This window comes from Pedobacter immunditicola (genome assembly GCF_037482985.1).
Classification (GTDB): Bacteria; Bacteroidota; Bacteroidia; order Sphingobacteriales; family Sphingobacteriaceae; genus Pedobacter; species Pedobacter immunditicola.
Genome location: NZ_JBBHKC010000010.1, coordinates 75,296 through 97,962, shown reverse-complemented (window position 1 = coordinate 97,962; position 22,667 = coordinate 75,296). Strand labels below are relative to the sequence as shown.

The 22,667-nt window shown below is 42.0% G+C and carries 18 protein-coding genes; 12 read left to right on the top strand and 6 right to left on the bottom strand.

The window, feature by feature from the left end:
• Window positions 1–25: 25 nt before the first annotated feature.
• The gene (locus WG905_RS17170; protein WP_339592984.1) at window positions 26–658 is read right to left on the bottom strand and encodes an NAD(P)H-dependent oxidoreductase; all 633 of its coding nucleotides are present in this window, start codon (window positions 656–658) and stop codon (window positions 26–28) included.
• 226 nt (window positions 659–884) lie between these two features.
• On the opposite strand from WG905_RS17170, the gene WG905_RS17165 reads away from it, so the two are divergent.
• Window positions 885–2,099, top strand: a complete 1,215-nt coding sequence (locus WG905_RS17165) for an OmpP1/FadL family transporter (protein ID WP_339592983.1) — start codon at window positions 885–887, stop codon at window positions 2,097–2,099.
• Between the two features lie 17 nt (window positions 2,100–2,116).
• The gene (locus tag WG905_RS17160) at window positions 2,117–3,463 is read left to right on the top strand and encodes an SGNH/GDSL hydrolase family protein (RefSeq protein ID WP_339592982.1); all 1,347 of its coding nucleotides are present in this window, start codon (window positions 2,117–2,119) and stop codon (window positions 3,461–3,463) included.
• 14 nt (window positions 3,464–3,477) lie between these two features.
• Here the strand turns inward: WG905_RS17160 and msrA are convergent, their stop codons facing one another.
• A complete protein-coding gene (gene msrA / locus WG905_RS17155; RefSeq protein ID WP_339592981.1) occupies window positions 3,478–4,092 on the bottom strand; it encodes a peptide-methionine (S)-S-oxide reductase MsrA in 615 nt (204 codons plus the stop codon).
• Between the two features lie 261 nt (window positions 4,093–4,353).
• On the opposite strand from msrA, the gene WG905_RS17150 reads away from it, so the two are divergent.
• Window positions 4,354–5,316, top strand: coding sequence for an isopenicillin N synthase family dioxygenase (locus WG905_RS17150; RefSeq protein WP_339593038.1), 963 nt, complete (start codon window positions 4,354–4,356; stop codon window positions 5,314–5,316).
• 398 nt (window positions 5,317–5,714) lie between these two features.
• Here WG905_RS17150 and WG905_RS17145 read toward each other — a convergent pair whose 3' ends face one another.
• Both WG905_RS17145 and WG905_RS17140 read right to left on the bottom strand, forming a co-directional pair.
• Window positions 5,715–7,544 carry a serine hydrolase domain-containing protein gene (locus tag WG905_RS17145; RefSeq protein ID WP_339592980.1) on the bottom strand — a complete coding sequence of 610 codons (1,830 nt, stop codon included), beginning with the start codon at window positions 7,542–7,544 and terminating at the stop codon, window positions 5,715–5,717.
• Window positions 7,516–9,150: an amidohydrolase gene (locus WG905_RS17140; RefSeq protein WP_339592979.1), complete on the bottom strand. Its 1,635-nt coding sequence runs from the start codon at window positions 9,148–9,150 to the stop codon at window positions 7,516–7,518. The genes WG905_RS17145 and WG905_RS17140 overlap by 29 nt, the downstream gene beginning before the upstream one ends.
• Before the next feature lie 143 nt (window positions 9,151–9,293).
• Between WG905_RS17140 and mutL the strand changes: the two genes are divergently transcribed.
• The 7 genes from mutL to WG905_RS17105 all read left to right on the top strand — a co-directional run bounded on the left by mutL (window position 9,294) and on the right by WG905_RS17105 (window position 17,309).
• Window positions 9,294–11,141 carry a DNA mismatch repair endonuclease MutL gene (mutL, locus tag WG905_RS17135; protein WP_339592978.1) on the top strand — a complete coding sequence of 616 codons (1,848 nt, stop codon included), beginning with the start codon at window positions 9,294–9,296 and terminating at the stop codon, window positions 11,139–11,141.
• Between the two features lie 3 nt (window positions 11,142–11,144).
• Window positions 11,145–11,879, top strand: coding sequence for a rhomboid family intramembrane serine protease (locus WG905_RS17130; protein WP_339592977.1), 735 nt, complete (start codon window positions 11,145–11,147; stop codon window positions 11,877–11,879).
• Complete coding sequence (locus tag WG905_RS17125) at window positions 11,872–12,747, top strand: rhomboid family intramembrane serine protease (RefSeq protein WP_339592976.1); 876 nt, start codon at window positions 11,872–11,874, stop codon at window positions 12,745–12,747. The genes WG905_RS17130 and WG905_RS17125 overlap by 8 nt, the downstream gene beginning before the upstream one ends.
• 34 nt (window positions 12,748–12,781) lie before the next feature.
• Window positions 12,782–13,906, top strand: a complete 1,125-nt coding sequence (locus WG905_RS17120) for an endonuclease/exonuclease/phosphatase family protein (RefSeq protein ID WP_339592975.1) — start codon at window positions 12,782–12,784, stop codon at window positions 13,904–13,906.
• A 64-nt stretch (window positions 13,907–13,970) separates the two neighbouring features.
• Complete coding sequence (cysS, locus tag WG905_RS17115; RefSeq protein WP_339592974.1) at window positions 13,971–15,431, top strand: cysteine--tRNA ligase; 1,461 nt, start codon at window positions 13,971–13,973, stop codon at window positions 15,429–15,431.
• 30 nt (window positions 15,432–15,461) lie between these two features.
• Window positions 15,462–16,319, top strand: coding sequence for a DUF4440 domain-containing protein (locus WG905_RS17110; protein WP_339592973.1), 858 nt, complete (start codon window positions 15,462–15,464; stop codon window positions 16,317–16,319).
• Between the two features lie 114 nt (window positions 16,320–16,433).
• Window positions 16,434–17,309: a glycerophosphodiester phosphodiesterase family protein gene (locus WG905_RS17105; protein ID WP_339592972.1), complete on the top strand. Its 876-nt coding sequence runs from the start codon at window positions 16,434–16,436 to the stop codon at window positions 17,307–17,309.
• A 128-nt stretch (window positions 17,310–17,437) separates the two neighbouring features.
• Here WG905_RS17105 and WG905_RS17100 read toward each other — a convergent pair whose 3' ends face one another.
• Entirely contained in the window at window positions 17,438–18,805 is a 1,368-nt protein-coding gene (locus tag WG905_RS17100; RefSeq protein ID WP_339592971.1) for a peptidylprolyl isomerase, read from the bottom strand.
• Between the two features lie 279 nt (window positions 18,806–19,084).
• On the opposite strand from WG905_RS17100, the gene WG905_RS17095 reads away from it, so the two are divergent.
• The gene (locus WG905_RS17095) at window positions 19,085–19,651 is read left to right on the top strand and encodes a hypothetical protein (RefSeq protein WP_339592970.1); all 567 of its coding nucleotides are present in this window, start codon (window positions 19,085–19,087) and stop codon (window positions 19,649–19,651) included.
• Window positions 19,648–20,229: an RdgB/HAM1 family non-canonical purine NTP pyrophosphatase gene (gene rdgB, locus WG905_RS17090; protein ID WP_339592969.1), complete on the top strand. Its 582-nt coding sequence runs from the start codon at window positions 19,648–19,650 to the stop codon at window positions 20,227–20,229. The genes WG905_RS17095 and rdgB overlap by 4 nt, the downstream gene beginning before the upstream one ends.
• Here rdgB and WG905_RS17085 read toward each other — a convergent pair.
• Window positions 20,201–22,627 carry an OstA-like protein gene (locus WG905_RS17085; protein ID WP_339592968.1) on the bottom strand — a complete coding sequence of 809 codons (2,427 nt, stop codon included), beginning with the start codon at window positions 22,625–22,627 and terminating at the stop codon, window positions 20,201–20,203. The genes rdgB and WG905_RS17085 overlap by 29 nt on opposite strands.
• Window positions 22,628–22,667 lie beyond the last annotated feature (40 nt).

Genomic DNA, 22,667 nt, shown 5'->3' with positions numbered 1-22,667 from the left:
TGCCTTGGATATATATTTAAAGATCTTAATTTAATTCAATCACAAAGTCAGTTAAAGGCGTGCGGACTTTTTTAAGGTTCACTAACCAATCGCCGTTTTCTTCACGGTAACCCAAAGGTAGCAGGGTAGTGCTGCCCAAGTTTTGTGCTTTAAGATCTAACAGTTCATCCAGTTTTTCGGCGTCGAAACCTTCCATTGGTGTTGCATCAACTTTTAATAAAGCTGCTTCTGCAATGGCCGTTCCGAAACCAATATAGGCTTGTTTAGCTGTATGATGAAAGTTTTCTTCAGCAGATCTGGTGGTGTAGTTTGCGATCAGCATATTTACATAACCTTCAGTAGCTGAATCAGGCAGATTTCTTTCTGCATTTGCATGAGCAAATACTTCTTTGATGTTTTCTTCGGTGTAATTTTTCCAGGCTGCAAAAACCAATAGGTGTGAACAGTCGATAATTTGTTGCTGGCCATTGGCAACTGCAGCGATTTTTTCTTTCAGTTCTGGATTGGTGATCACCAAAATTTTGAAAGGCTGTAAACCTGAAGATGTTGGTGCAAGGTGTGCTGCTTTAACAATCTGGTCTACTTTTTCTTGTGGAACGGCATTGCCATTCATTTTTTTAGTCGCATAGCGCCAGTTTAAGGCTTCAATTAAACTCATAATTTTTTATAATTTATTAAAATTTTTCTTAATGATTACTTCATCACCATATATGAACAAACTATAGGCTGATGAAGATGTTATAGAGAGGTATTGCAAAGATAAGCGTTGAGATCCCTGCATAAGGAATGTGGCGCCTCTTTTGACTTTTAAATGAAAATGGTCGGTTTATGACGAAAGCGAAATATTTAATATAATGGCTTCATTGCCCGTAAAAACAACTATTATGAAACAAATATTACTTAGTTTTTTATTGATCATTCCTGTTTTGGCTTTCTCACAATCCTTCCAGGTCAACCTGCATGGACAAAAACAAATTGGAATGTCAGGCGCCGGAACCGGCGTAGTGTTAGACGAAGCGGCCTTGTTTTTTAATCCGGGTGCGGTTTCATTTCTGAAATATAACGGCGTACAAGGCGGTGTGAGTCCGATTTTCTTGAAAGCTGCATTTAATGAATTTGGTTCCACCCTTGTAGAGCACAATAAAAATAAAGTGCCTACGCCAATACAGTTATATGCTGTTTTTGGTTCCCCTGAAGGTCGTTTAAGGTTTGGTTTAGGTGTGTACACCCCTTTTGGCGGTGATATGTTCTGGGATGAAAACTGGAGCGGTAAATACAGCATTACTTCTTTAGACTTGCAGGCCATCTTTATCCAGCCGACTGTAAGTTTTAAAATTACAGATCAGATTGGTATTGGCGCCGGCTTGGTTTATGCCATGGGGAAGGTTGATTTAAGACGTGCCATTCCGTTGACGCTTAACAATGGGCAGACTGCTACAGCACAATTAGAAGGCGACTCACATGATTTTGGCTGGAATGCCGGCATTTATGTGGAGACCGTATCTGGTGTGTCTATCGGTGTTACTCATCGCTCGCAGGTTACTGCGTCTGTAGATGATGGTGATGCTATCTTTAACGTTCCCTCGGCACTGGTTGCTGGCTTCCCCACCAAGTTCTCTGCGAAGTTACCCTTGCCGGCAACGACTACCATTGGCTTTGGTTTTCGTCCTTCAGCGAAAACCACACTTGCCCTGGATGTGAACTGGGTGCTCTGGAATAAATATGAGGAGCTGGCCTTTGTTTATAACAACAATGACAGGATTGAAAATACGAGGTCTCCCCGCAATTACAAGGATGCAGCAACTTTTCGTTTCGGCATAGAAAACCAGACTACGGATAAGCTTGCGCTGAGGGCTGGTATCGGTTATGCGGTTACGCCAGTAAGAAAAGGTTATGTAACACCCGAAGTTCCGGATGCGGACCGTTTGTTACTAAGTGCTGGTGTTGGTTTTAAACCTACAAAAAGGTTGGGTATAGATCTTTCCTTTCTTTATGAAAACCTGGTGTCAAGAACGGAAACGAATATAGAAACGGGCTTAAATGGCACTTTTAAAACTTTAGTTTACATTCCTGGGATAGGTATTTCTTATAAATTTTAATATCAATCAGAAACATCATGAAATCATTATACTTCAATAAAATATACGCCCATAAGATAATGCTGGCAATAGGTGTGTTCAGCCTGGCCGCCTGTAAGCCTTCTATAGATACGGTCGCTCCTGATAAAGGTACAGCAGATTTCTCCCGTTATATTGCGGTTGGCGATTCCTATACTGCTGGTTTTGCTGACGGTGGTTTATACCTTGAAGGGCAAAAGAATTCTTTTCCTGAAATGCTGGCTGCACAGCTGAGAAATGTTGGTGGCGGCGAGTTTGCTACGCCGTTTTTTACGGAAGCCCAGGCAAATGGCTCGGGGTACCTGAAGCTAACCGGTTTTAACCCCAACGGTACGCCAATCATCACTCCGGAGACAACAAATTTAGCTATACGGGGGCAGGTTGCCATTCCTGGTTTTGGCGATGTAACCCTGTATACCAAACACACAGGTGCAATTAATAATTATGGTGTTCCCGGATTGAAGTCAACACATGTCAATTTCGCCCCATACGGCAACTTAAATGGTTATTATGAACGGCTGCTTCCAGGGAATGCAGGTGCTAACAATACCGCATATCTAGATTTTATAACTGCCGAGCCGTTTACATTTTTTAGTTTGTGGTTGGGCTATAATGACATTGCAGGTTATGCGAATTCTGGTGGTGCTGGTGATGTGCCAACACCTGCGCCTACATTTTCTGCTTTATACCATGCGACAGTGAACAAGTTGGTGGAATCGGGTGCCAGGGGAGTGCTGGCTACAATTCCTGACCTGGTAAATTTACCCTATTTCAAGACCGTAACCCTTGAATCGTTGTTGGCGGCAATCCGTGCCACACCTGCAGGTGCTTCGGTAACGGCTTTGTATATTAAAACCGGCGCTAATGTGACCAGAGCGGCAACTGTGGAAGATTTATTTACCTTGACTTTAAGTTCTGCCAATGTCATTGGTGTGCCCAATCAATCACAAATTCCCTATGGCTTGCATCCTTTAAACCCTATTGAAAGCAAATGGGTGCTGGATCCTGCAGAAGTTGCTGTAGTCAACAACTTTGTCAATGACTACAATGCGACAATCAAATCGGCAGCAGCTTCAAAAGGCCTGGCGCTGATGGATGCCTATGAATTGCTGAATACCTATACCACTAAAAATGAGCAGGGTGAGTTAGTGGGCGCACCAGTAAATGGTGCCGAGGTAAGCTCGGCCTTCATTACAGGTAACCTTTATTCATTGGACGGCATTCATTTAACGCCCCTCGGTTATGCAATTATGGCTAATGGTTTTATCAAGGCTATTAATAGCCAGTATGGGTCAAGTATCCCGATCGTAGCGGTGTCGAAGTTTAGCGGGGTAAAATTCCCTTAATTTCTGATATAATATTACTTTTTCAGCTTATCTTTTTTCAGTTTGTCTTTGAATACTTTTTCCAGTTTATCCAGCTTTGGTAAAATTACCGCCCTGCAATATGGCTGATTTTTATTATTGTTGAAATAATCCTGGTGGTAATTTTCAGCCACATAAAATGGCGCTGATTTTTGAATGGCAGTAACTACGGGTTTCCCAAAGGCATTGCTTTTGTTCAGCTCATTTTTGTATTTCTCTGCCGTTGCTTTCTGCTGTGCGTTGTGGTAGAAAATTACCGAGCGGTATTGTGTGCCCACATCGGCACCCTGACGGTTTAATGTCGTCGGGTCGTGGGTTTTCCAGAATACATTCAGCAATTCATCGTAGCTGATTTTAGCCGGATCGAAAGTAATCTCAATGACTTCTGCATGTCCTGTTGTGCCGGTGCACACCTCCGCATAGCTGGGGTTTGGCACTGAGCCACCCTCATAGCCTGATCTGGTGCTGATTACCCCTTCTAAACGTTGAAATACGGCTTCTGTACACCAAAAGCAGCCATTTCCAAATGTTGCCTTTTGTACCTTTTTCTGCTGGGCATCAGCATTGATAAAGGATAAAAGGACCAAAACTAGAATAGATAAATATTTCATCTTCAATTATTTTTTTAAAGTTACGTATCAGGTGGCATTTTTGTTTTATAACGCTGGATTCTTATGATTAATTACACGCTGCTGATATAGTTTGATTTGGTTTACTGCTGTCGTTTTTATTTAGTAAGGCCTGCAGGTGTCTGGGATTGTTAATAACTTAAAATGCTGATTTCAAAAACATTACCAGCCTGATATGCGTATAATAAATGTTTATTAACAATTGTTCCTAATTTTGAGGCCTACATGATAAAAGCAAAACCGATGTCAACACCTTATATACCTTGTTTAGATCTGGGTTCCTATATCAATGGAACTGAAGATGAGCGTAAGCAATTTTCTGACCAGTTGGGCAGAGCCTTTAATGATTCAGGTTTCGTAACCATCACCAATCATGGTGTTAGTCAGGAATTGATTGATCAGCTTTATGAAAATATTAAAGCTGTTTTCGCTTTGCCGCGTGAAGTGAAATTAAAATATGAGAAACCTGAACTTGCTGGTCAGCGGGGTTACACTAGTCCGGGTAAGGAAACTGCTAAGGGGGCTAAAACGGCCGACTTAAAAGAATTCTGGCAAATTGGCCAGGAAGTAACTGATGGTGACCCGATTAAAGCGTTATATCCTGACAATGAGTACCTGGAGGAAATTCCGGGATTTAATACGGTGACACGAGAGATCTACGAAAAGTTGGAAAGCAATGGGAAGCATTTGCTGCGGGCTATCGCCACTTACCTGGGGCTGCCGATTAATTATTTCGATGCGCAGGTTCATAACGGAAACTCTATTTTAAGGGGGATCCATTACTTCCCTATTGAGCACCCCGAAACTATTCCTGCTGATGCAGTACGCGCCGGTGCGCATGAAGATATTAACTTAATTACTTTGTTGATTGGTGCCAGCGCGGACGGTTTGGAAGTGCTGACCCGGAGTAAGGAGTGGCTGCCAATTAAGGCGCATCACTCGGATATTGTGGTGAATGTGGGGGATATGTTACAGCGATTAACTAATAACAAATTACGGTCAACTACCCATCGTGTGGTTAACCCTCCACGTGAACTGATGAAAACTTCCCGTTTTTCTGTGCCTTTCTTTTTACATCCCAGAGCAGATATGGATCTAACGAGCTTGTCTTCCTGTGTGGATGCTGAAAACCCGAAAGTGTATGAGGATATGACGGCTGGGGAATATTTGGATGAGCGGTTGAGGGAAATCGGACTCAAAAAATAATTTTACTCCGGAAGTAACAGGTATGGTTGGCGTTTGGTTTGGTTGTTTGGTTAGTGTGGTTTTTTGGGTTGTTGTTTTAGGTTGTTTGGTTAATATATTTTTTTTGCGGTGTTTGGTTCTCGCAATTTGCTCAAAGCCGTTTTTGCAACCTGCCAGAAGAAACTTTTGTTTGGTCCAGCCACCCATAACAACAAATATGCGCCAACTCTTTGCACCCTGTCGGAAAGACCTTTGCAATAAGGCCATTGGCCGAGCCTGACCATAACATTAACTATGTTCAACTTTCCAAAAAAAAACAATGTCTGTGAAAAGGCCTAGAAATCTTTTGCCTCTTCCGGCAAAAGATTTCAGACTTTGAATAGACATTGTTTTTTTACTGTTATTGGAGTATTTTACTTTTATTTTCGGCCGGCATCAATTGCCTTATTGATCACATCTTGAATTCTTCCTCTGATTTTCAATTTACCCAGCATTTCAGATACCCCCGGATGTACCCGGTTGGACAGGAAAACATACACCAACCCTCTTGATGGATCTACCCATACGCAAGTTCCGGTGTAGCCTGTATGACCAAATGTTTGTGGTGAAGCCAACTCTGATGGATATTGTTTGGTTGCATCTGGATCCCAGCGGTCAAAACCTAAGCCTCTTCTGCTGAGGTTGGATTGCTTGATCGTAAACTTTTCTACAGTTTCCGGCTTAAAGTATTGATGACCACCGTAGCTGCCTTTATTGAGCAACATCTGGTAAAAAATAGCCATATCATTTGCGCTTCCGAATAAACCGGCATGACCTGATACCCCGCCGACAAGTGCAGCACCCTGGTCGTGGACATAACCTACAAGCAGTGTTTTTCTAAATTGTGTATCATTTTCTGTGGGGATAAGTTGTTCCCTTGTAAAGCGGTTGCGTGGTACAAAACCTGCAGTCTGCATGCCGAGTGGTGCATAAAAATTCTCATCTACATATTCATTTAGCGGCTTATAGCTGATCCGTTCCACGATATCTTTCATTACATACATGCTGATGTCGCTGTAAACGTATTTTCCGCGTGTTTTAATGGGAGAGTTTAACATTTTAGGCCACATAAAGTCTTTAAAAAAGTCTTTTCTGACAAAATAACCATCGGCTGCCTTGATAGGGTAAGCGGCTGACGAGTCTGCACTGTTGTCTGTTGGTTTAACCAGGTTATGGAACGGGATAAAAGGGATGAACCCAGCCTGGTGTAACATCACCTCACGGACATGGATGTTGTTCATGGGAGAAGTTCTTGCTCTTGGAATATAAGCGCCTACATTCGTGTCCAGATTTAATTTCTGCTCTTCAACCAGGCGCATCACCGCTGGTGTGGTTGCTGTCGTTTTTGTAACGGAAGCCAGGTCATAAATATCCGTTACTTTATTTTGCAGGGAATTGCTGTCGTAAGTATGGGTGCCATAAGCCTTGTTGAAAATTACTTTACCATCTTTGGCTACAAGGACAACCATGCCAGGGGCCGCTTTGGCTCTAATCGCTTCGGCAACAATTTTATCGATGTCTTTTAAATGGTCGCTATTAACGCCTGCATCTTCAGGAACCGTATACTTAAAACGAATAACGGCGGTCATAAACCCTGAACCCAAGGTGTATTTTGGCGAATAAGCCTGGGTTAATTTACCTGTGGTGGCGATGCCGCCAAAAATCATCTGTGGAACAATGCCCGCTGCTTCAACATTGTTTGCTGAGCACCAGATGATGGGTGCAGAGATGGCATCAAAAGAAGCCAAGCTTTTACCTTCGCCAAATAAGGAGATGATGACCTTTTTGCTTTTGGCTATGTCTCTGATAAAATTCAGATACTGACCATTGGTGGCATCCTTGTCTGCAATGGAGATGATTACCGTATTGAAAAATTTAAGGTCATCTTCCAGGAAGTTCAACGTGTCACCATAATTGGCTGCGGAGAAAGACGTGACTTTTGCATATTTGTTCAACAGGCTGTCTACTGTTAACTGTTTGTCGTAACCAAGGCTCACAGAAGCAATGGTATTGGTATCCAGTGAGAGAATAGGGACCAGGTTTTCCTGGTTATTTAATAAAACGGTATGGTTAATGGCATTATTGATTTGGGCAAGTCTGCTTTCATTTTTTCTATGCTCCTGTGCGCAGGCACTAAAGGCAAAAAGAGCGATAAAGCAAATGGTAAGCAAGCTTGTCAGGTTATTTTTTCTCATAGACTTTCTCTCCATTGATATAGGTTTTTATTACTTGTGTTTTTAAAATTGAGGGTGCTGCCACGGTCATGATGTCCTGATCGAGGATAATGAAGTCTGCGAATTTACCTTTTTCAAGACTTCCTTTTTCATTTTCTTCAAAGTTAGCTTTTGCGGCCCAGATGGTCATCCCTTTGAGTGCTTGTTCTTTCGTAAGCGCATTTTCCATTTGGAAGCCGGCTTCAGGATAGTTTTTTGCATCTTTTCTTTCTGTTGCGGCATAAAAGGTGTTGATCGGGTTGATGTCTTCAACAGGGAAATCTGTTCCTAATGCTAACCAGCCATTTTGCTTCAATAACTGCTGATTCGCGTAAGCGCCTTTTACGCGTTCATGACCAAGTCGGTCGGCTGCCCAATACATGTCTGATGTGGCATGCGTTGGCTGTACAGAAGGAACGATGTTCCCTTTTCCAAATAGCTCAAAATCTTCGGGGGCTACCACTTGGGCATGCTCTATGCGCCAGCGTTTGTCGTTTTTACCACCCAATACTTTATTATAAATTTTGAGGATGCTGCGGTTGGCAGAATCACCAATGGCATGGGTGCACATCTGAAAGTCATGATCGGCAATTTTCCGGGCTACAGTTTCGAAATGCTGAGGATTGCTGAGCAGGAAGCCTTTTTTATTGGGCATATCCTGGTAAGGTTGCATTAAACAAGCACCACGGGAACCTAGAGCGCCATCCGCAAAAACTTTAAAAGAGCGAACATTCAACCGTTCAGTTTTAACTGCACCACGTTTGAAAAGATAGTCGTAATTTGATTCTTTGTCTGCCAGCATTAAATATAAGCGCATCTTTAGGGCATTGGAGGCCTGGAGTTTTTCGATCACCTCAATCAACCTTGAATCAACACCGCAATCATCAATGGTGGTCAATCCTGCGGCAAAGCATTTCTCTTGTGCATCCAATAACATTTTTTCAACCTGTGCTGCGTTAACAGGAGGGATTTTACTGCTGACCAGGTCGATGGCATTGTCGATCAGGACGCCAGTAAGTTTTCCGTTTATTTTGATAATTTCTCCGCCTGTTAAGGCATAACTTTCTTTAATTCCGGCAGCTGTTAAAGCATGCTGATTTGCAATGGCGGCATGTCCATCGATACGGGTGAGCAGCACAGAGCGGTTAGGGAACATTTTATCCAACTGTGATTTCTCAGGGAATTCTTTATTTTTCCAGTCATTTTGATCCCAGCCCCTGCCAATCAGCCAGCCTTCAGGATGAGTTTTTGCAAATTCAGCTAGTTTCTGACAAGCTTCTTCCCAGCTGGTGGTTCCGCTTAAATCCGCCATTTGCAAACTTTCGCCATAACCGTAGAAATGTGCATGGGCATCAATAAAGCCAGGGAATAACGCTTTTCCTTGTGCATCTACTTCTTCAGTAGCCGAAAACTGTTTACGGATTTCCTGGTCGGTGCCCAGGCCGATAATTTTACCATCTTTAACGGCCATGGCCTGGGTGATGTCGAAATTATCATTAACCGTATACACTTTGGCATTGTAAACAATCAAATCTGCTTTTTGACCTGCGCAACTGCAGAGCAGAATCACGCATAAAGTAAGGATGGGTAAAAGTTTATTCATATTTCGAAGGTTATAGAATTAATGTTATTGTTAAAGGTATAAAAAATGGTGTCTTTACCTTCCAAATTACATTCAAATTAGAGAAAAGACACTAGGGTAAGGCTTATTTTAGCTAAATTAGCAACCTTTACCGAAGATAATAAATGTCAGATATTATACAACTTTTACCCGATAGTGTTGCGAATCAAATTGCAGCAGGAGAGGTGGTTCAACGCCCCTCCTCGGCAGTAAAGGAACTTTTAGAGAACGCGATAGACGCCGGGGCGAATAAAATACAATTAATACTTAAAGATGCAGGGAAGGCCCTGCTGCAAGTGATTGATAATGGGTGTGGTATGAGTGTTACCGATGCACGTATGTGCTTTGAGCGGCATGCCACTTCTAAAGTCCGCAAGGCGGAAGATCTTTTTGCCATCCGCACGATGGGTTTTCGCGGGGAGGCCATGGCCTCCATTGCAGCCATTGCGCAGGTAGAAATGAAATCCCGCAGGCATGAAGATGAAATCGGAACGCTGATTGAAATAGAAGGTGCAACCTTTGTTAAACAAGAGCCTGTGGCCACCGCTGCAGGAACAAGTATATGCGTTAAGAACCTGTTTTTTAATACACCGGCACGCCGGAACTTTTTAAAAAGCAATCCAGCGGAGATGCGTCACATTATTGATGAATTTCAAAGGATATCAATGGCTAACCCGCATATTGCTTTTACCCTACATCATGATGGTATAGAGATTTACCGCCTGCCGTCGGCCTCTTTGAAGCAGCGGATCATCCATTTATTTGGAAATAACTATAACGAGCGGTTAATTCCCGTGGAGGAAGAAACTTCGATCATCAATATCAAGGGATTTATAGGTAAGCCAGAATTTGCGAAAAAAACCCGTGGAGAGCAGTTCTTTTTTGTCAATAACAGGTACATTAAAGATGCCTACCTGAACCATGCGGTGAATAAAGCCTACCATGAACTTTTGTCTGAAGAAAACTTCCCTTTATATGTTTTGTTTATTGACATTGACCCTGCGAAGATTGATGTGAATGTGCACCCTACGAAAACAGAAATTAAATATCTTGAGGAAAAATCAATATACGCCATCATTCATTCTGCGGTAAAACGTTCTTTAGGCAAGTTTAATATTACGCCAACCATAGATTTTGATGTGGAGACGGGTTTCAGCAATATGATTACCAAAAAAGCACCTGAAGATATTGTTCCGCCGACGATAAGTTTTAACCCTAATTTCAATCCTTTTGCAGGGGAGAAAAGTTCAGAGCGAACACATTCCTATGTAGGGAATTTAGAGTCAAGAAGTGCGAGCAGTAAAAATTGGGGCTCACTTTATGAGATAGCCAATAACCAGGCTCCGGAGCAGTCAACCATGGATTTGACCGGCAACGGGGAAGAAGATACTTTTAAGCCCCTGCAGAAGCAATTAATGCAGGTGCATAACCGATATATCGTCTCCCAGATCAAGTCTGGATTGATGGTGATTGATCAACAGGCTGCGCATGAGCGGATACTATATGAACGCTTTATCGTACACCTGGAAGACCGGAAAGGCGCTTCTCAACAAAGCTTATTTCCGCAGACGGTCACTTTAAGTCCGAACGACTATGAGCTGGCAAAAAGCCTGCTTGAAGATATCAAAAGCCTCGGTTTTGAAGTGAGGGAATTTGGTAGAAATACGCTTATAATTGAAGGAATTCCTGTAGATTTGGGTAGCAGTAATATCAATGAGACACAGCTGTTTGAGCACCTCATTGAAGGCTTCAAAAACTCACAGCAGGAGCTAAAACTGGACAAACGAGATGCACTTGCCCGCAGTTTGGCAAGAAACAGCGCTATTAAAGGAGGTATTAGTCTTGGTCAGGAAGAAATGAATACACTTATTGAGCAATTATTTGCTTGTAAAACACCTAACTTTAGCATTAGTGGTAAGCCGGTTATACAAACTATTACATTAACAGAACTTGATAAGAAATTCGACAGATAAAAAATGAACCAAATAAATATCCCGCCAATTGTTAAAAATTTACTGATTATCAATGTTTTGTTTTTTGCCGCCACATTTGTATTTGAAAGCAAAGGAATCAGGTTAGCAGAATACTTAGGCGCTTATTATTTTGATGCGCCGAATTTTCAGATCTGGCAACCTATTACTTACATGTTTATGCATGGGGGTTTTACACATATTTTGTTCAATATGTTTGCTTTATACATGTTTGGCGGAATTTTGGAAACAAGGTGGGGGTCTAAAAGGTTTATTAATTTCTACCTGATTACAGGTCTTGGTGCTTTGGGCTTACAATGGGCTGTCCAGGCTTATGAGGTGTTCCAAATTACCGGCAGTCCGATTAATCAGGGAGCCGTTCTTTTAAAATCACTGGCTGAGGGTATGTATAACCCTGCATTACTGTCAGAAGTACAGGCAAGTACGCTGCATGGCGTTTATTTCACGCCAATGGTGGGTGCTTCAGGTGCCATCTTTGGCTTGCTGGTTGCTTTTGGAATGCTATATCCGAATACCGAATTGTATATCATGTTTATACCTGTTCCTGTTAAGGCAAAATACATTATTCCTGTGTATATTGTGTTGGAACTTTTCCTTGGTGTTGCCAGTTTCCAGGGAGATTCAGTAGCCCATTATGCACACCTTGGCGGTGCGCTTTTAGGCTTCATTCTTGTTAAACTTTGGAAGGATAAAAATACTTATTACGATTATTATGAATAAGACACTTTTTGAGGACTTGAAATATAAAGTATTACATTCCGGTAATCCAATATTTTTATATATCGGGATCAATACTTTTATTTTTGTGTTGGTCGCTTTTATAACGGTGGCGATCTTCCTGTCGGGTAATTCGGCTGCAGGTTTGCAGGCCTTTATCAATGAATATTTTGCCTTTCCGGTAGCGCTTGAAAAATTACCTTACCGGTTCTATACCATCATTACCTATCAATTCTTCCATAGCGGGGTATTTCATCTGCTGTTTAATATGCTATGGCTTTATTGGCTGGGCAGGATATTTCTGGACTTTTTGAAGCCGCGTCAGTTTCATTTTGTTTACCTGGCGGGTGGCATTGCAGGTGCCGTGCTTTTTAGTCTGGCCTTTCATTTATTTCCGGTGTTTGAAAAAAACATTGCGGAGGCTTCCGTTATCGGATCTTCTGGCGCTGTGATGGCCATTGTTGTGGCCACGGCCACCTTGATGCCAAATTTTACCATTCGGTTGTTGTTTCTTGGTGATGTTAAATTGAAATACCTGGCATTAGCTTATGTTGTGCTGGACATTATTGGCGTTGCTTCTGTAAATGCCGGAGGAAGTTTTGCGCATTTGGGAGGTGCTGTTCTTGGTTTCAGCTATATCAAAGCGTTAAAAAGTGGTTACGACTGGAGCAACATCTTTAAAAGAAAGCCTAAGGCGCCGAACATGAAGGTAAATAAAAATGAAAACTACAAACGCAGCAGCAGCAGTTCGAAAGCAGACGTTGTAGCTCAGGCTGAAATTGATGCTATACTGGATAAGATTTCCAAATCCGGCTATGATAAATTAAGTAAAGAGGAGAAAGAAACCTTATTTAAGGCAAGTAAGCATTAATACTTCCTGATCTTTGAAAAACGAATTAATACGAATGAAAAAAGTCCAACCTACGTTTGTGGATAAAGTTGTGCGCATCGTTGCCTTGTTGATGGCCATTTCGCTTTTGATAGGTTGTTTTGCCGGAGATGTGGATCCACGGGAAAATAGGGTAATTCCTTTTTTTGGCCTGGCTTATCCATTTTTATTATTGCTGAATATCTTTATGATCGCCTGGTGGTGTATCCGGGGGAGGTGGATGTTTGCCGTTTTAACTGTTCTCGTGATTACCGTAGGTTGGAGAGCGCTCACCGCTACTTTCAGTGTTACTGGTGATGGCGGAAAGGGCCCTAAGACTGATGTTTCCATGATCAGGATGATGACTTACAATGTTCACAGTTTCAGGCCCTATGATGCTGGTCTGTTAACGGATAGCTCTGAAGCTATTAAATCGAAAATGCTGAAACTGATTGAGACCGAGAACCCGGATATCATTTGTCTGCAGGAATACTATACCCGCAATAAGGGTTCTTTTCACCTCACTGACAGCTTAAAAAAGATTCTAAAAACAGCTCATTATTATTTCCGACCGTTTTCAGAGAACGACTATGAAGCTACAGGACTGGCTATTTTCTCAAAATACCCCATTAAGAACAGAGGTAATATCACTTTTGAGCCAGGCAGGGGAGGTAACGAAAGTATCTTTGTTGATGTAGAGGTCAATAAAAAATTGATACGTGTATACAATGTGCATTTACAGTCTATCGCTTTTAATAAACAGGATTACCAATATTTAGATAAGGTTACCAAAAAGATGGATCCAGAGCTGGTGCCTTCAAAAAGAATTTTGAGCATGCTAAACAGTGCTTTTTTAAAGCGCAGCGGCCAGGTGGATATTATGAAAGCCCACATGGATGACTGTGAAATGCCCTTTTTAATTGCTGGTGATTTCAATGATACCCCTGCGTCATATGCAGTAACCCAGTTGACCGGCTCCCTCAATAACGCTTTCGTGAAGAAGGGAAGGGGCTTCGGACGCACCTATAATGGCAAATTTCCTAATTTCCAGATAGACTATATTGCTGCTACAAAAGATTTCAAAGTCATTAACCAGCGTATTGTGGAAGCAAAGCTTTCAGACCATTTCCCTGTTAGAAGTGATTTAAGTTTAAACCCTTAATTTTTTTACCTTTGTGAAGGCTATCTACCTATGATAGCCACCTTTAGAAAACAATATTATACTAATGAACAACCCTATACAAGTTTACAATACCCTTACCCGTAAAAAAGAAGTATTTGAACCGCTTAGTCCACCGAACGTGGGCATGTATGTTTGCGGCCCAACTGTATATAGTGATGTGCACCTGGGTAATTGCCGAACCTTTATTTCTTTCGATTTAATATTCCGCTACCTTAAATTTTATGGCTATAAAGTACGTTATGTACGCAACATTACGGATGCCGGACACCTGGAGGGCGATCGTGATGAAGGGGATGATAAATTTGCGAAAAGGGCGAAGCTGGAACAGCTGGAGCCGATGGAGATCGTACAAAAGTATACCTTAGGTTTTCATGAGGTGTTAAGGCAGTTCAACACCCTGCCACCAAGTATTGAGCCGACTGCAACAGGTCATATCATTGAGCAGATTGAGATGATCCAGGATATCATCGCGAACGGCTTTGCTTACGAAGTAAATGGTACTGTGTACTTTGATGTAGAGAAATATAGCAACACCTTTAATTATACCATCCTTACCAACAGGAACCTGGAAGATATGCTGGCCAATACACGTGAACTGGGTGGACAGGATGAGAAAAAAGGCCGTTTGGATTTTGCTTTGTGGATTAAGGCCAAGCCTGAGACATTAATGAAATGGACCTCTCCATGGGGCGTTGGCTTTCCGGGATGGCATATTGAATGCTCTGCCATGAGTGCAAAATATCTTGGGAAGGAATTTGATATCCACGGGGGCGGAATGGACCTTGCCGCAACACACCACACCAATGAAATAGCGCAGTCTGAAGCCTGCAGTCACGTCATGCCTGCCCGATACTGGATGCATACCAATATGTTAACCGTTAACGGCGTCAGGATGTCTAAAAGTGCGGGTAATGGCTTCCTTCCGCAAGAGTTATTTAGCGGTGACCACCCTTTGCTGGCCAAAGGCTATAGTCCGATGACGGTTAAATTCTTTATGCTGCAGGCACATTACCGCAGTACCCTTGATTTCTCCAATGATGCCCTTGATGCTTCAGAAAAAGGCTTCAAACGTTTAATGAATGCTGTTGCGTTGCTGGAGAAACTTGTCCCTGCTGAAGAAAGTGATTTTGAGATTGAACCGATCAGGGCTAATTGTATCCAGGCAATGAATGATGATTTCAACAGTCCGGTAGTCATTGCCGAGCTTTTCGAATGCGTCCGTATCATCAATAACGTATACGATGGTAAGGCGAAAGTCTCTTCCGCTGAATTGGGTAAGCTGAAACAGCTGATGCAGGACTTTGTGTTTGATGTATTTGGACTGATGGATGAAGTAAGCAGCAATGGCGAATTAAACGCTGTGCTGGACATGGTAATTGATATCCGCAAATCTGCCAAGGAAAACAAAGATTATGCAACCTCAGACCGGATTAGGGTGGGGCTGCAGCAAATGGGTATACAGCTTAAAGATAGTAAAGAAGGTACCAACTGGAGTAAAATATAAATCATAACTTAGCACGATACAACATCTATTATGAAGATTAACAAGTTAATTTACACTTTTATCGCGGCCTCCCTTACTTTAGGCGCCTATGCTCAAAAGTCTGACGGCACAACGAAATCCCTTGTGGCTGCAGAAAAAGCTTTCGCAGAAAGTGCTGCGAAAAACGGTGAGAAGTCTGCCTTTCTCTCATTTGCTGCGTCTGATGCCATCGTTTTCAGACCAAACCCGGTAAATGTTAAAAGTTTTTATGCAAATAAAGAAAACAATACCAACCTGAGCTGGACACCTGCTTATGCAAGGGTATCTAAAAGCGGCGACTGGGGTTTTACCTCAGGTCCCTATATATTTGATGCGGCAGAAAAAAACTACGGACAATATTTGTCTGTCTGGAAAACGGTTAATGGTAAATGGGTGTTGGTTTTAGACATTGGAGCGGAACACAATAAGCCATTAAATGCGGTTAAGACACATATTGTAGAGCCTAACGGTTTTCATAAGCCTAAAACCAATAAGGAACAGATTGCTGCAGGTAATGATATCATCATGACCACAGAGAAAACCCTGAATGCGACCATTAAATCTTATGGTGCGGCTGCTTTTGCTGGCTTCGTTAACAAGGATGCCCGCTTGTTATTTCCCGGTCGTGAGCCAATCATTGGAAAAGACAACATCGTTGCTTTCTACAATAGCATGGTGAGTAAAATGACCTTGAAAACCACAAAGGTTGAAAAAGCTCCCGGTGGTGACCTTGCTTATACTTATGGCGTTGCAACAGTTGATTATAAAGCAGATCTTAGAGAAAGCTTTAATTATGTGAATATTTATGAGCGCCAGGCAGATCATTCCTGGAATCTTGCTTTCCAGATTTACACACCAGCTGAACGTTAAACATTAGGATAAGAAATTCAAACAATTGATATCGTACAAAAAGGCTTCTTAAATTTAAGAGGCCTTTTTTATAACTATTTTACCCCAATTACGTTAGCATTAAAAATGAATTCAATGAAGCACACTTTACTTATTACTTTACTTTTCCTGGCATTCCAGGTACAGGCACAGAAAAACTTCATGCTTATAGGCCACCAGGGCGCCCGTGGCATCATGCCTGAAAATACCATTCCGGGAATGCTGAGAGCGCTTGACCTTGGTGTAAATGTCCTTGATATGGATGTAGTGGTTTCCAAGGACCAGCAGGTGGTGCTTTCTCATGAGCCCTATTTTAACCATGAAATCAGCACCCTGCCTAATGGCAAAGCGATCACTTTTAAAGAAGAGAAGAAATATAACATGTTTAAGATGGATTATGAGGAGATCAGGAAGTTTGATGTGGGCACAAAGGTGCACAGGCGGTTTCCCGGGCAGACTAAAATGAAAGCTTACAAACCCTTGCTTGCTGAAGTGATCGACTCTGTAGAAGCTTATGTTAAACTGCATAAACTACGCAAGCCTACCTATAACATCGAAACCGCTTTTATCCGTAAGGGCGATGGCGAATTTCAGCCGGAGGCTGCTGTGATTGTTGAGCTGATCATGGACATCGTAAAAGAGAAGAAACTAACCAAGAGGGTTATTATTCAATCGCTGGATCTTCGTACACTGCAATACCTTCATCAGGCTTATCCGAAAATAAAAACCTCGCTGATGGTGGATGAGAAGCAGGATTTTGAAGAAGGAGTGGAGAAATTAGGATTTACACCAACTTATTACAGTCCTTATTATGTGTTAGTAGGGAAGGGCCTTGTAGACCGCTGTCATGAGGCCGGTGTGAAGATCATTCCCTGGACGGTCAATTCTGTAAAAGATTTAAAGTACCTGCTGAACCTTGGTGTGGATGGTGTGGTGACTGATTTTCCCAACATCATTAATCATTTAGACTAGGCTGAAAACAGGAACAGCCTGCCGAAGCAAGCTGTTCCTGTTAATTCAAAACCAGTACTATTTGATTATTCTGGTTTGTTCCGTTAAGCTGGTTTAGAATATTGAATTCGATTATTCAATAATCCTGGTTATTCAGTTTCAGTCGATTCTGGTTTTGTCCAGATTTTCAACTCTTCACAAGTGCTATATTCAGGGTCAATTTTGATATAAGTGCTTTCCCTGCGTTTTTCAAACCACTCGCTCAGCACTTTGTCCATTTTCTGTTCCTGTGCTTTTTCTTTAAACTTAGCATAATCCTGCTCCAGGTTTCCTTTATGTGGTGGAATCTTCGATTTCAACAAAAGGATTTTGTAACCTTCTTTACCATCTGCCCCTGTAAATGGCACTGGTTCAGAAACGCCTCCAACCTGCATGGTATCTACCACCATAAAGATTTTTGGATCTACTTTATCAGCAGGAATGAATGTTGTTCTTGCGGTTACGTTGTCTGCATATAACATCATCCCACCATTGTATTTGGATTCTTTATTGTCTGAATATTTTGATGCAGCAGTAGAGAAAGGGATTTTTTTAGCTAAAATATTTTTGTAAATACTGTCGGCATGCAATTTCACACGTTCTAAACTTTGAGGAGTAACTAACGGACGAACCAAGATATGTCTTGCATGTACCTGTTCACCACGGCGCTCAATTACCTGTAAAATGTGGTAACCGTGTTCAGTTTCAAACACTGGAGAAATCTCCCCTGGTTTTAATTTAAAAGCATAAGCCGTAAATTCTTTCACCATCATGGTACGATCGAAGAAACCTAAATCACCACCATCAGGAGATGATCCCGGATCCTCTGAATAAGTTTTGGCAAGGAAGCCAAAGTCTTCTCCACTTTTAACCCTTAGCCTGATCGCATCCAGCTTATCATAGTATTTTTGTTTCTCTGCTTTAGTCAATTCGGGATGCAATACGATCTCACCAATTTCGAATTCCGTATTGATATCCGGCAAGCTGTCTTTCGGATAGGTGTCAAAATATTTCTTCACTTCCAAAGGCGTAACATTCACATTTTGAGTGATTGTTCCCTGCATTTTATTAGCGATTAAGGCATCTTTAATGTCAGGTCTGATTTCATCCTTGTATTGTAGCACCGATTTGTTCAGGAATTGCTCCAGGCGGTCCTGACCACCTGCACGCTGGATGCTCGAACGCATTCTTCTATCCACTTCTTCGTCAACCTGCGGGTCATCCACCATTACCGAGTCAATTTCAGCCTGTTGCTTCAAGAGTTTCTGCACGAGCATTTGCTGTAGAATATAGCATTTTACACTTTCGTTATTTGTATTTCCTGAATTCAAATATTGAGCATACTGCTGGTTAAGTTCAGATAACAGGATTACATTGTTGCCCAATACAGCCACAACTTTATCTATGTTTTTTTTCTGTGCCTGTACATTCAAGAACAAACAGAGTAATCCGCCTGTCATCCATAATATTTTTTTCATTGATATTTAGTTTGTTATTTAATGGTGATGAAACTATCATAAGTTCATGATCGCTTCATTGTATTTTGTTCAATTTTAATTTTGCAAATCTAATCAAATTTAATAACACGCCTCATTAACAGCTGCCTTACCAAATCATTGATGGTCTAAGAAGCCATATCAGTCGCTTACGCAGGGGTGTTATTGTATTTTTAAGGTATAAAAGTAATAAATAAAGGCGCTTTAATTAGATATTTAACTAATTTTAACAGAAAAATGATTCCCCCTAAAAAGATTTTAATGGCAGCGCAACTTACCAGCAATATGGAAGCCTTACGGTTATTTTTTACGGATGATATCTACCTGATTGCCAATGATGTTACTTCAGTTCCATCTGTGGCTCAGGAAACTGCAGTTGTAAAAGAAACACCGGAGGTAAAGAACGACGTTCCTGTGATAGAAACGTCAGCTCCAGTACCGAACTATCAATTCCTTGGTGAAAATTCAAGGAAGGTGCTTATTCTTGTCAATGATGCCAATAACCCGGTGAGTTCGCCGGCTGGTACAGCTTTGTTATGGAAAATTGTGACAGCTATAAAACTCAGCCCAAATGATTGTGCAGTGCTCAATTACCAGCAACATCAGGGTGTGAGCTTTGAGGAATTAACTGCTTATTTCCAGCCCCAGCTCCTGCTTTCTTTTGGAATAGCACCAGCCACCATGGGCCTGTCGGAACAGCAAACCGAGCTGATTGGCCTGCAGGGGACTGTCAAAACTATTTTTTCTTCAGAACTGGATGCACTTGAAGTGGACATCACTATTAAAAAAGCCTTGTGGAAGAGCCTGCAACAATTAACCTTATCATGAGAGAACTAGTTTTCGCAACAAACAACCAACACAAAACAGCAGAAGTTACCCAGCTTTTAGCCGGACAATACAAAATATTAAACCTGCGTGATATTGGATGTACAACTGACATACCCGAAACTGGCAGTTCATTCGCCGAAAATGCGGAACTAAAAACCACTTATGTGCAGGTGCATTACCAGCTTGATTGCTTTGCTGACGACAGCGGACTGGAAGTAGAAGCGCTGAACAATGAGCCGGGAATTTATTCTGCCCGGTATGCTGGTGGTGGTGGAGATGAGGCTAACCTCGAACTCGTATTGAAAAAAATGGAAGGTCAATCCAATAGAAATGCCCGTTTCAGAACAGTCATATCCCTGATCCAAAATAATCAGAAATACCTATTCGAAGGCGTTATTAACGGCAGCCTTCGACAGGAAAGTGCGGGCGTGAAAGGCTTTGGCTATGATCCTATTTTCCAACCTGATGGTTACGAAATCACTTTCGCAGAAATGAGTATGGAGCAGAAAAATGAAATCAGCCACCGTGGCCAGGCAATGAAGAAGTTGATTACTTTTTTACAGTCGGCACAGGTGTAACCGCTTTCTTCACTGTATCTACTACTTTCTTCGTGCTGTCCGATGCAGTTTTCGTTGTATCCAGATTCACCCCAGCTGTATCCGTCTTTGAAGGTGTTTTAGCCGTTGTTACGGGTGTTTTTGCTGTCGTTGCCGGTGTTTTTGCGTTGGTCTTGACTGGTGTTTTAGTCGCTGGTTTGGCACCTCCTTTAGCTACTGCCGTTGTTTTCGCCTTGGGTTTAGCTGGGGTTTTTGGATTGGTGATCGCCGCTTTTGACGTTGGCCTGTTCTCCGGTTTCCAGATAAAGCCCGTCAGCAGCACTTCTTCTTTTACTTCATTAGCCTCAGTAGCAGTTCCTTCAACATCCTTGATCGGTACAATTTCGCTGATCTCATCGTTTTTGAACAGAATTTTTATCCTGCTGCTGATGGTGCGGTTCATCTTATCATACTCACCATTATCCTTCTTGCTGAAGTAAACACTTTCTGAATTCCCGTCCACATACATCCTGCTTAACTTGCCATCTTTAAAGAAGCCGGTCATCAGTTTTCCTTTGATCTGGTTAAAATTGGTAGAATCTTTATACACATTCACTGTAAAACCATTTTCCAACACCTGTACCGAATTCAACTTTTTATTCCGGAGCTGTAAGTAGATTGTGTCGCCGGTCTGTTGAGTCCCCTCTGCCCACAAAATGGGGTTGTGGAACCAGCGAAGGGTGGAGTCGGCACTGGTATAAAACAATGAATCAGCCCGTGCCTGCAAGTTGGACTTGTATACTTTCACATTGTGGTAAGCCTTGATCGTCCTGGCTTTAACCGTATCCACAGGGTTTTTAACCGTATCTTTAATCGTGGTCTTTTTTGCAGCAGCCTTTTTTGCAGCGACGGCTGTCTTTACTGCGGCAGGATCTTTCCCCGGAACTGCTTTTTCCTTGCTGTTATCCGGCAATACCGATACTTTGATGGTGCTGTCTTTTTTCAAGGTAGCACTATCCGTTTTTAAAATGACCAAATCCTTTATTTTAACAGCAGCCCGGTCAAGACTGTCTTTACCAATCAAGCTTTCGTTCCTGGCAATACTGTCTTTAAGTGCATTTCTTTCTTTTCTGGTCAGTCTTTTTTTCTTTACAGCTTTGTCTTTACTGCTCACCACTTCTTTAGGCGCAACAACGTCTTCAGGAGCAACAACGTCCTTGACAACATTACTTTCTTTTCTGATCACACTGTCTTTCGTCAAACTATCCTTTGGAATTTTAGGAGGTTCAACTACCGGAGGGCCTTCTTTCTTATCGGTTTTAACCGGCTCCTTTTTATCGGTAACCGCTTGTTTAGGGCTCTTTCGTGCTTCTATTTCGTTTGCTGCTTCTGCCTCAGTCAGCCCTAGCGCTTCGTCATCAGGAAGCACTTCCCCCAATTCATTGTCTTTTTGGATCACCGGCAGGGCCAATAATTTCAAGGTATGCCGCGGCACCATCACCGTCTCCAGTGTATCTGCGCCAAGCCATAAACTATCCGGTCGCTTCACATTATTCACCATTAGCGAATCATTGGTGCCAAGGCCCACATAAGCGTTTTTCGTTACAATCGTTCGCTCGTCAGCCTTGTAATAATAACCCAGCTGTCCGTACATGGAAGTTTTATCGGTCGTATCCAGAAAGACGATGTTACGCACCGCCTTCCCATAACCCGCCACGCCATCATAATACAAACTGTCGCCCCTTAGTGACTTACTGCCTGAAGTATATAAGTTTTTCTTACCGAAATAAGCGTATTCAGTTTTGGTATTATAAGCACCGTTCTCCGTGTAAAGGTTGTCGTCCTTACCTTTGATATTGGTAGGGCCATAAAAATAAGTCCAGTTGGTTAAGGTGTTATAGCGCAGTGTATCAGATTTGATTGTTGTTTGAGGCGTAACCACCACTACATTATATCTAAAGTAAGCATCGCGGGTGTTAGCGAAATAATAGCCGTTTTTGCTGGTCAGGGTTACATCCTTATTGACAATCTTTCCGCCATTTACATAAGTACCAATTCTAGTGCCCATGTTATAGTCTAAAACATTGGTGGTCAGCACCGACTCCTGGTCCAGCATTTTAACCCTGTTGGTCAGGTGGGCAACTTTGGTGTTGCCATTGTAGTTTAAACGATCAGAATAGATGTTCAGGGTATCTGCCTGGTTAATGTGTACATTATTGAAAGCTTCAAAAATGTTCTTATCTTCATAAAATACCGCGCTATCACAGGTTAGGATAGCATTATCGTGACGGAAAACCGGTTTCCTGATATAGGTGGTTTTCGTTTTATTATCAATGATTCCCCGTTCGCTTTTGATTAAATATATTTTTGTTCTTTCCTGGGCAAGTAAAGAAGCTGGGAATAAAAAGACCAATAACAATAAAAGGTATAATTTCTGCACTTTACAAAGTTAGTTGTTTGCTAACCATTTTAAATTAAAT

What these genes read in the sequence shown, in the direction of transcription:
- WG905_RS17170 (WP_339592984.1), bottom strand. Translation starts at nt 658, where the DNA reads ATGAGTTTAATTGAAGCCTTAAACTGGCGCTATGCGACTAAAAAAATG.
- WG905_RS17165 (WP_339592983.1), top strand. Translation starts at nt 885, where the DNA reads ATGAAACAAATATTACTTAGTTTTTTATTGATCATTCCTGTTTTGGCT.
- WG905_RS17160 (WP_339592982.1), top strand. Translation starts at nt 2,117, where the DNA reads ATGAAATCATTATACTTCAATAAAATATACGCCCATAAGATAATGCTG.
- msrA (WP_339592981.1), bottom strand. Translation starts at nt 4,092, where the DNA reads ATGAAATATTTATCTATTCTAGTTTTGGTCCTTTTATCCTTTATCAAT.
- WG905_RS17150 (WP_339593038.1), top strand. Translation starts at nt 4,354, where the DNA reads ATGTCAACACCTTATATACCTTGTTTAGATCTGGGTTCCTATATCAAT.
- WG905_RS17145 (WP_339592980.1), bottom strand. Translation starts at nt 7,544, where the DNA reads ATGGAGAGAAAGTCTATGAGAAAAAATAACCTGACAAGCTTGCTTACC.
- WG905_RS17140 (WP_339592979.1), bottom strand. Translation starts at nt 9,150, where the DNA reads ATGAATAAACTTTTACCCATCCTTACTTTATGCGTGATTCTGCTCTGC.
- mutL (WP_339592978.1), top strand. Translation starts at nt 9,294, where the DNA reads ATGTCAGATATTATACAACTTTTACCCGATAGTGTTGCGAATCAAATT.
- WG905_RS17130 (WP_339592977.1), top strand. Translation starts at nt 11,145, where the DNA reads ATGAACCAAATAAATATCCCGCCAATTGTTAAAAATTTACTGATTATC.
- WG905_RS17125 (WP_339592976.1), top strand. Translation starts at nt 11,872, where the DNA reads ATGAATAAGACACTTTTTGAGGACTTGAAATATAAAGTATTACATTCC.
- WG905_RS17120 (WP_339592975.1), top strand. Translation starts at nt 12,782, where the DNA reads ATGAAAAAAGTCCAACCTACGTTTGTGGATAAAGTTGTGCGCATCGTT.
- cysS (WP_339592974.1), top strand. Translation starts at nt 13,971, where the DNA reads ATGAACAACCCTATACAAGTTTACAATACCCTTACCCGTAAAAAAGAA.
- WG905_RS17110 (WP_339592973.1), top strand. Translation starts at nt 15,462, where the DNA reads ATGAAGATTAACAAGTTAATTTACACTTTTATCGCGGCCTCCCTTACT.
- WG905_RS17105 (WP_339592972.1), top strand. Translation starts at nt 16,434, where the DNA reads ATGAAGCACACTTTACTTATTACTTTACTTTTCCTGGCATTCCAGGTA.
- WG905_RS17100 (WP_339592971.1), bottom strand. Translation starts at nt 18,805, where the DNA reads ATGAAAAAAATATTATGGATGACAGGCGGATTACTCTGTTTGTTCTTG.
- WG905_RS17095 (WP_339592970.1), top strand. Translation starts at nt 19,085, where the DNA reads ATGGCAGCGCAACTTACCAGCAATATGGAAGCCTTACGGTTATTTTTT.
- rdgB (WP_339592969.1), top strand. Translation starts at nt 19,648, where the DNA reads ATGAGAGAACTAGTTTTCGCAACAAACAACCAACACAAAACAGCAGAA.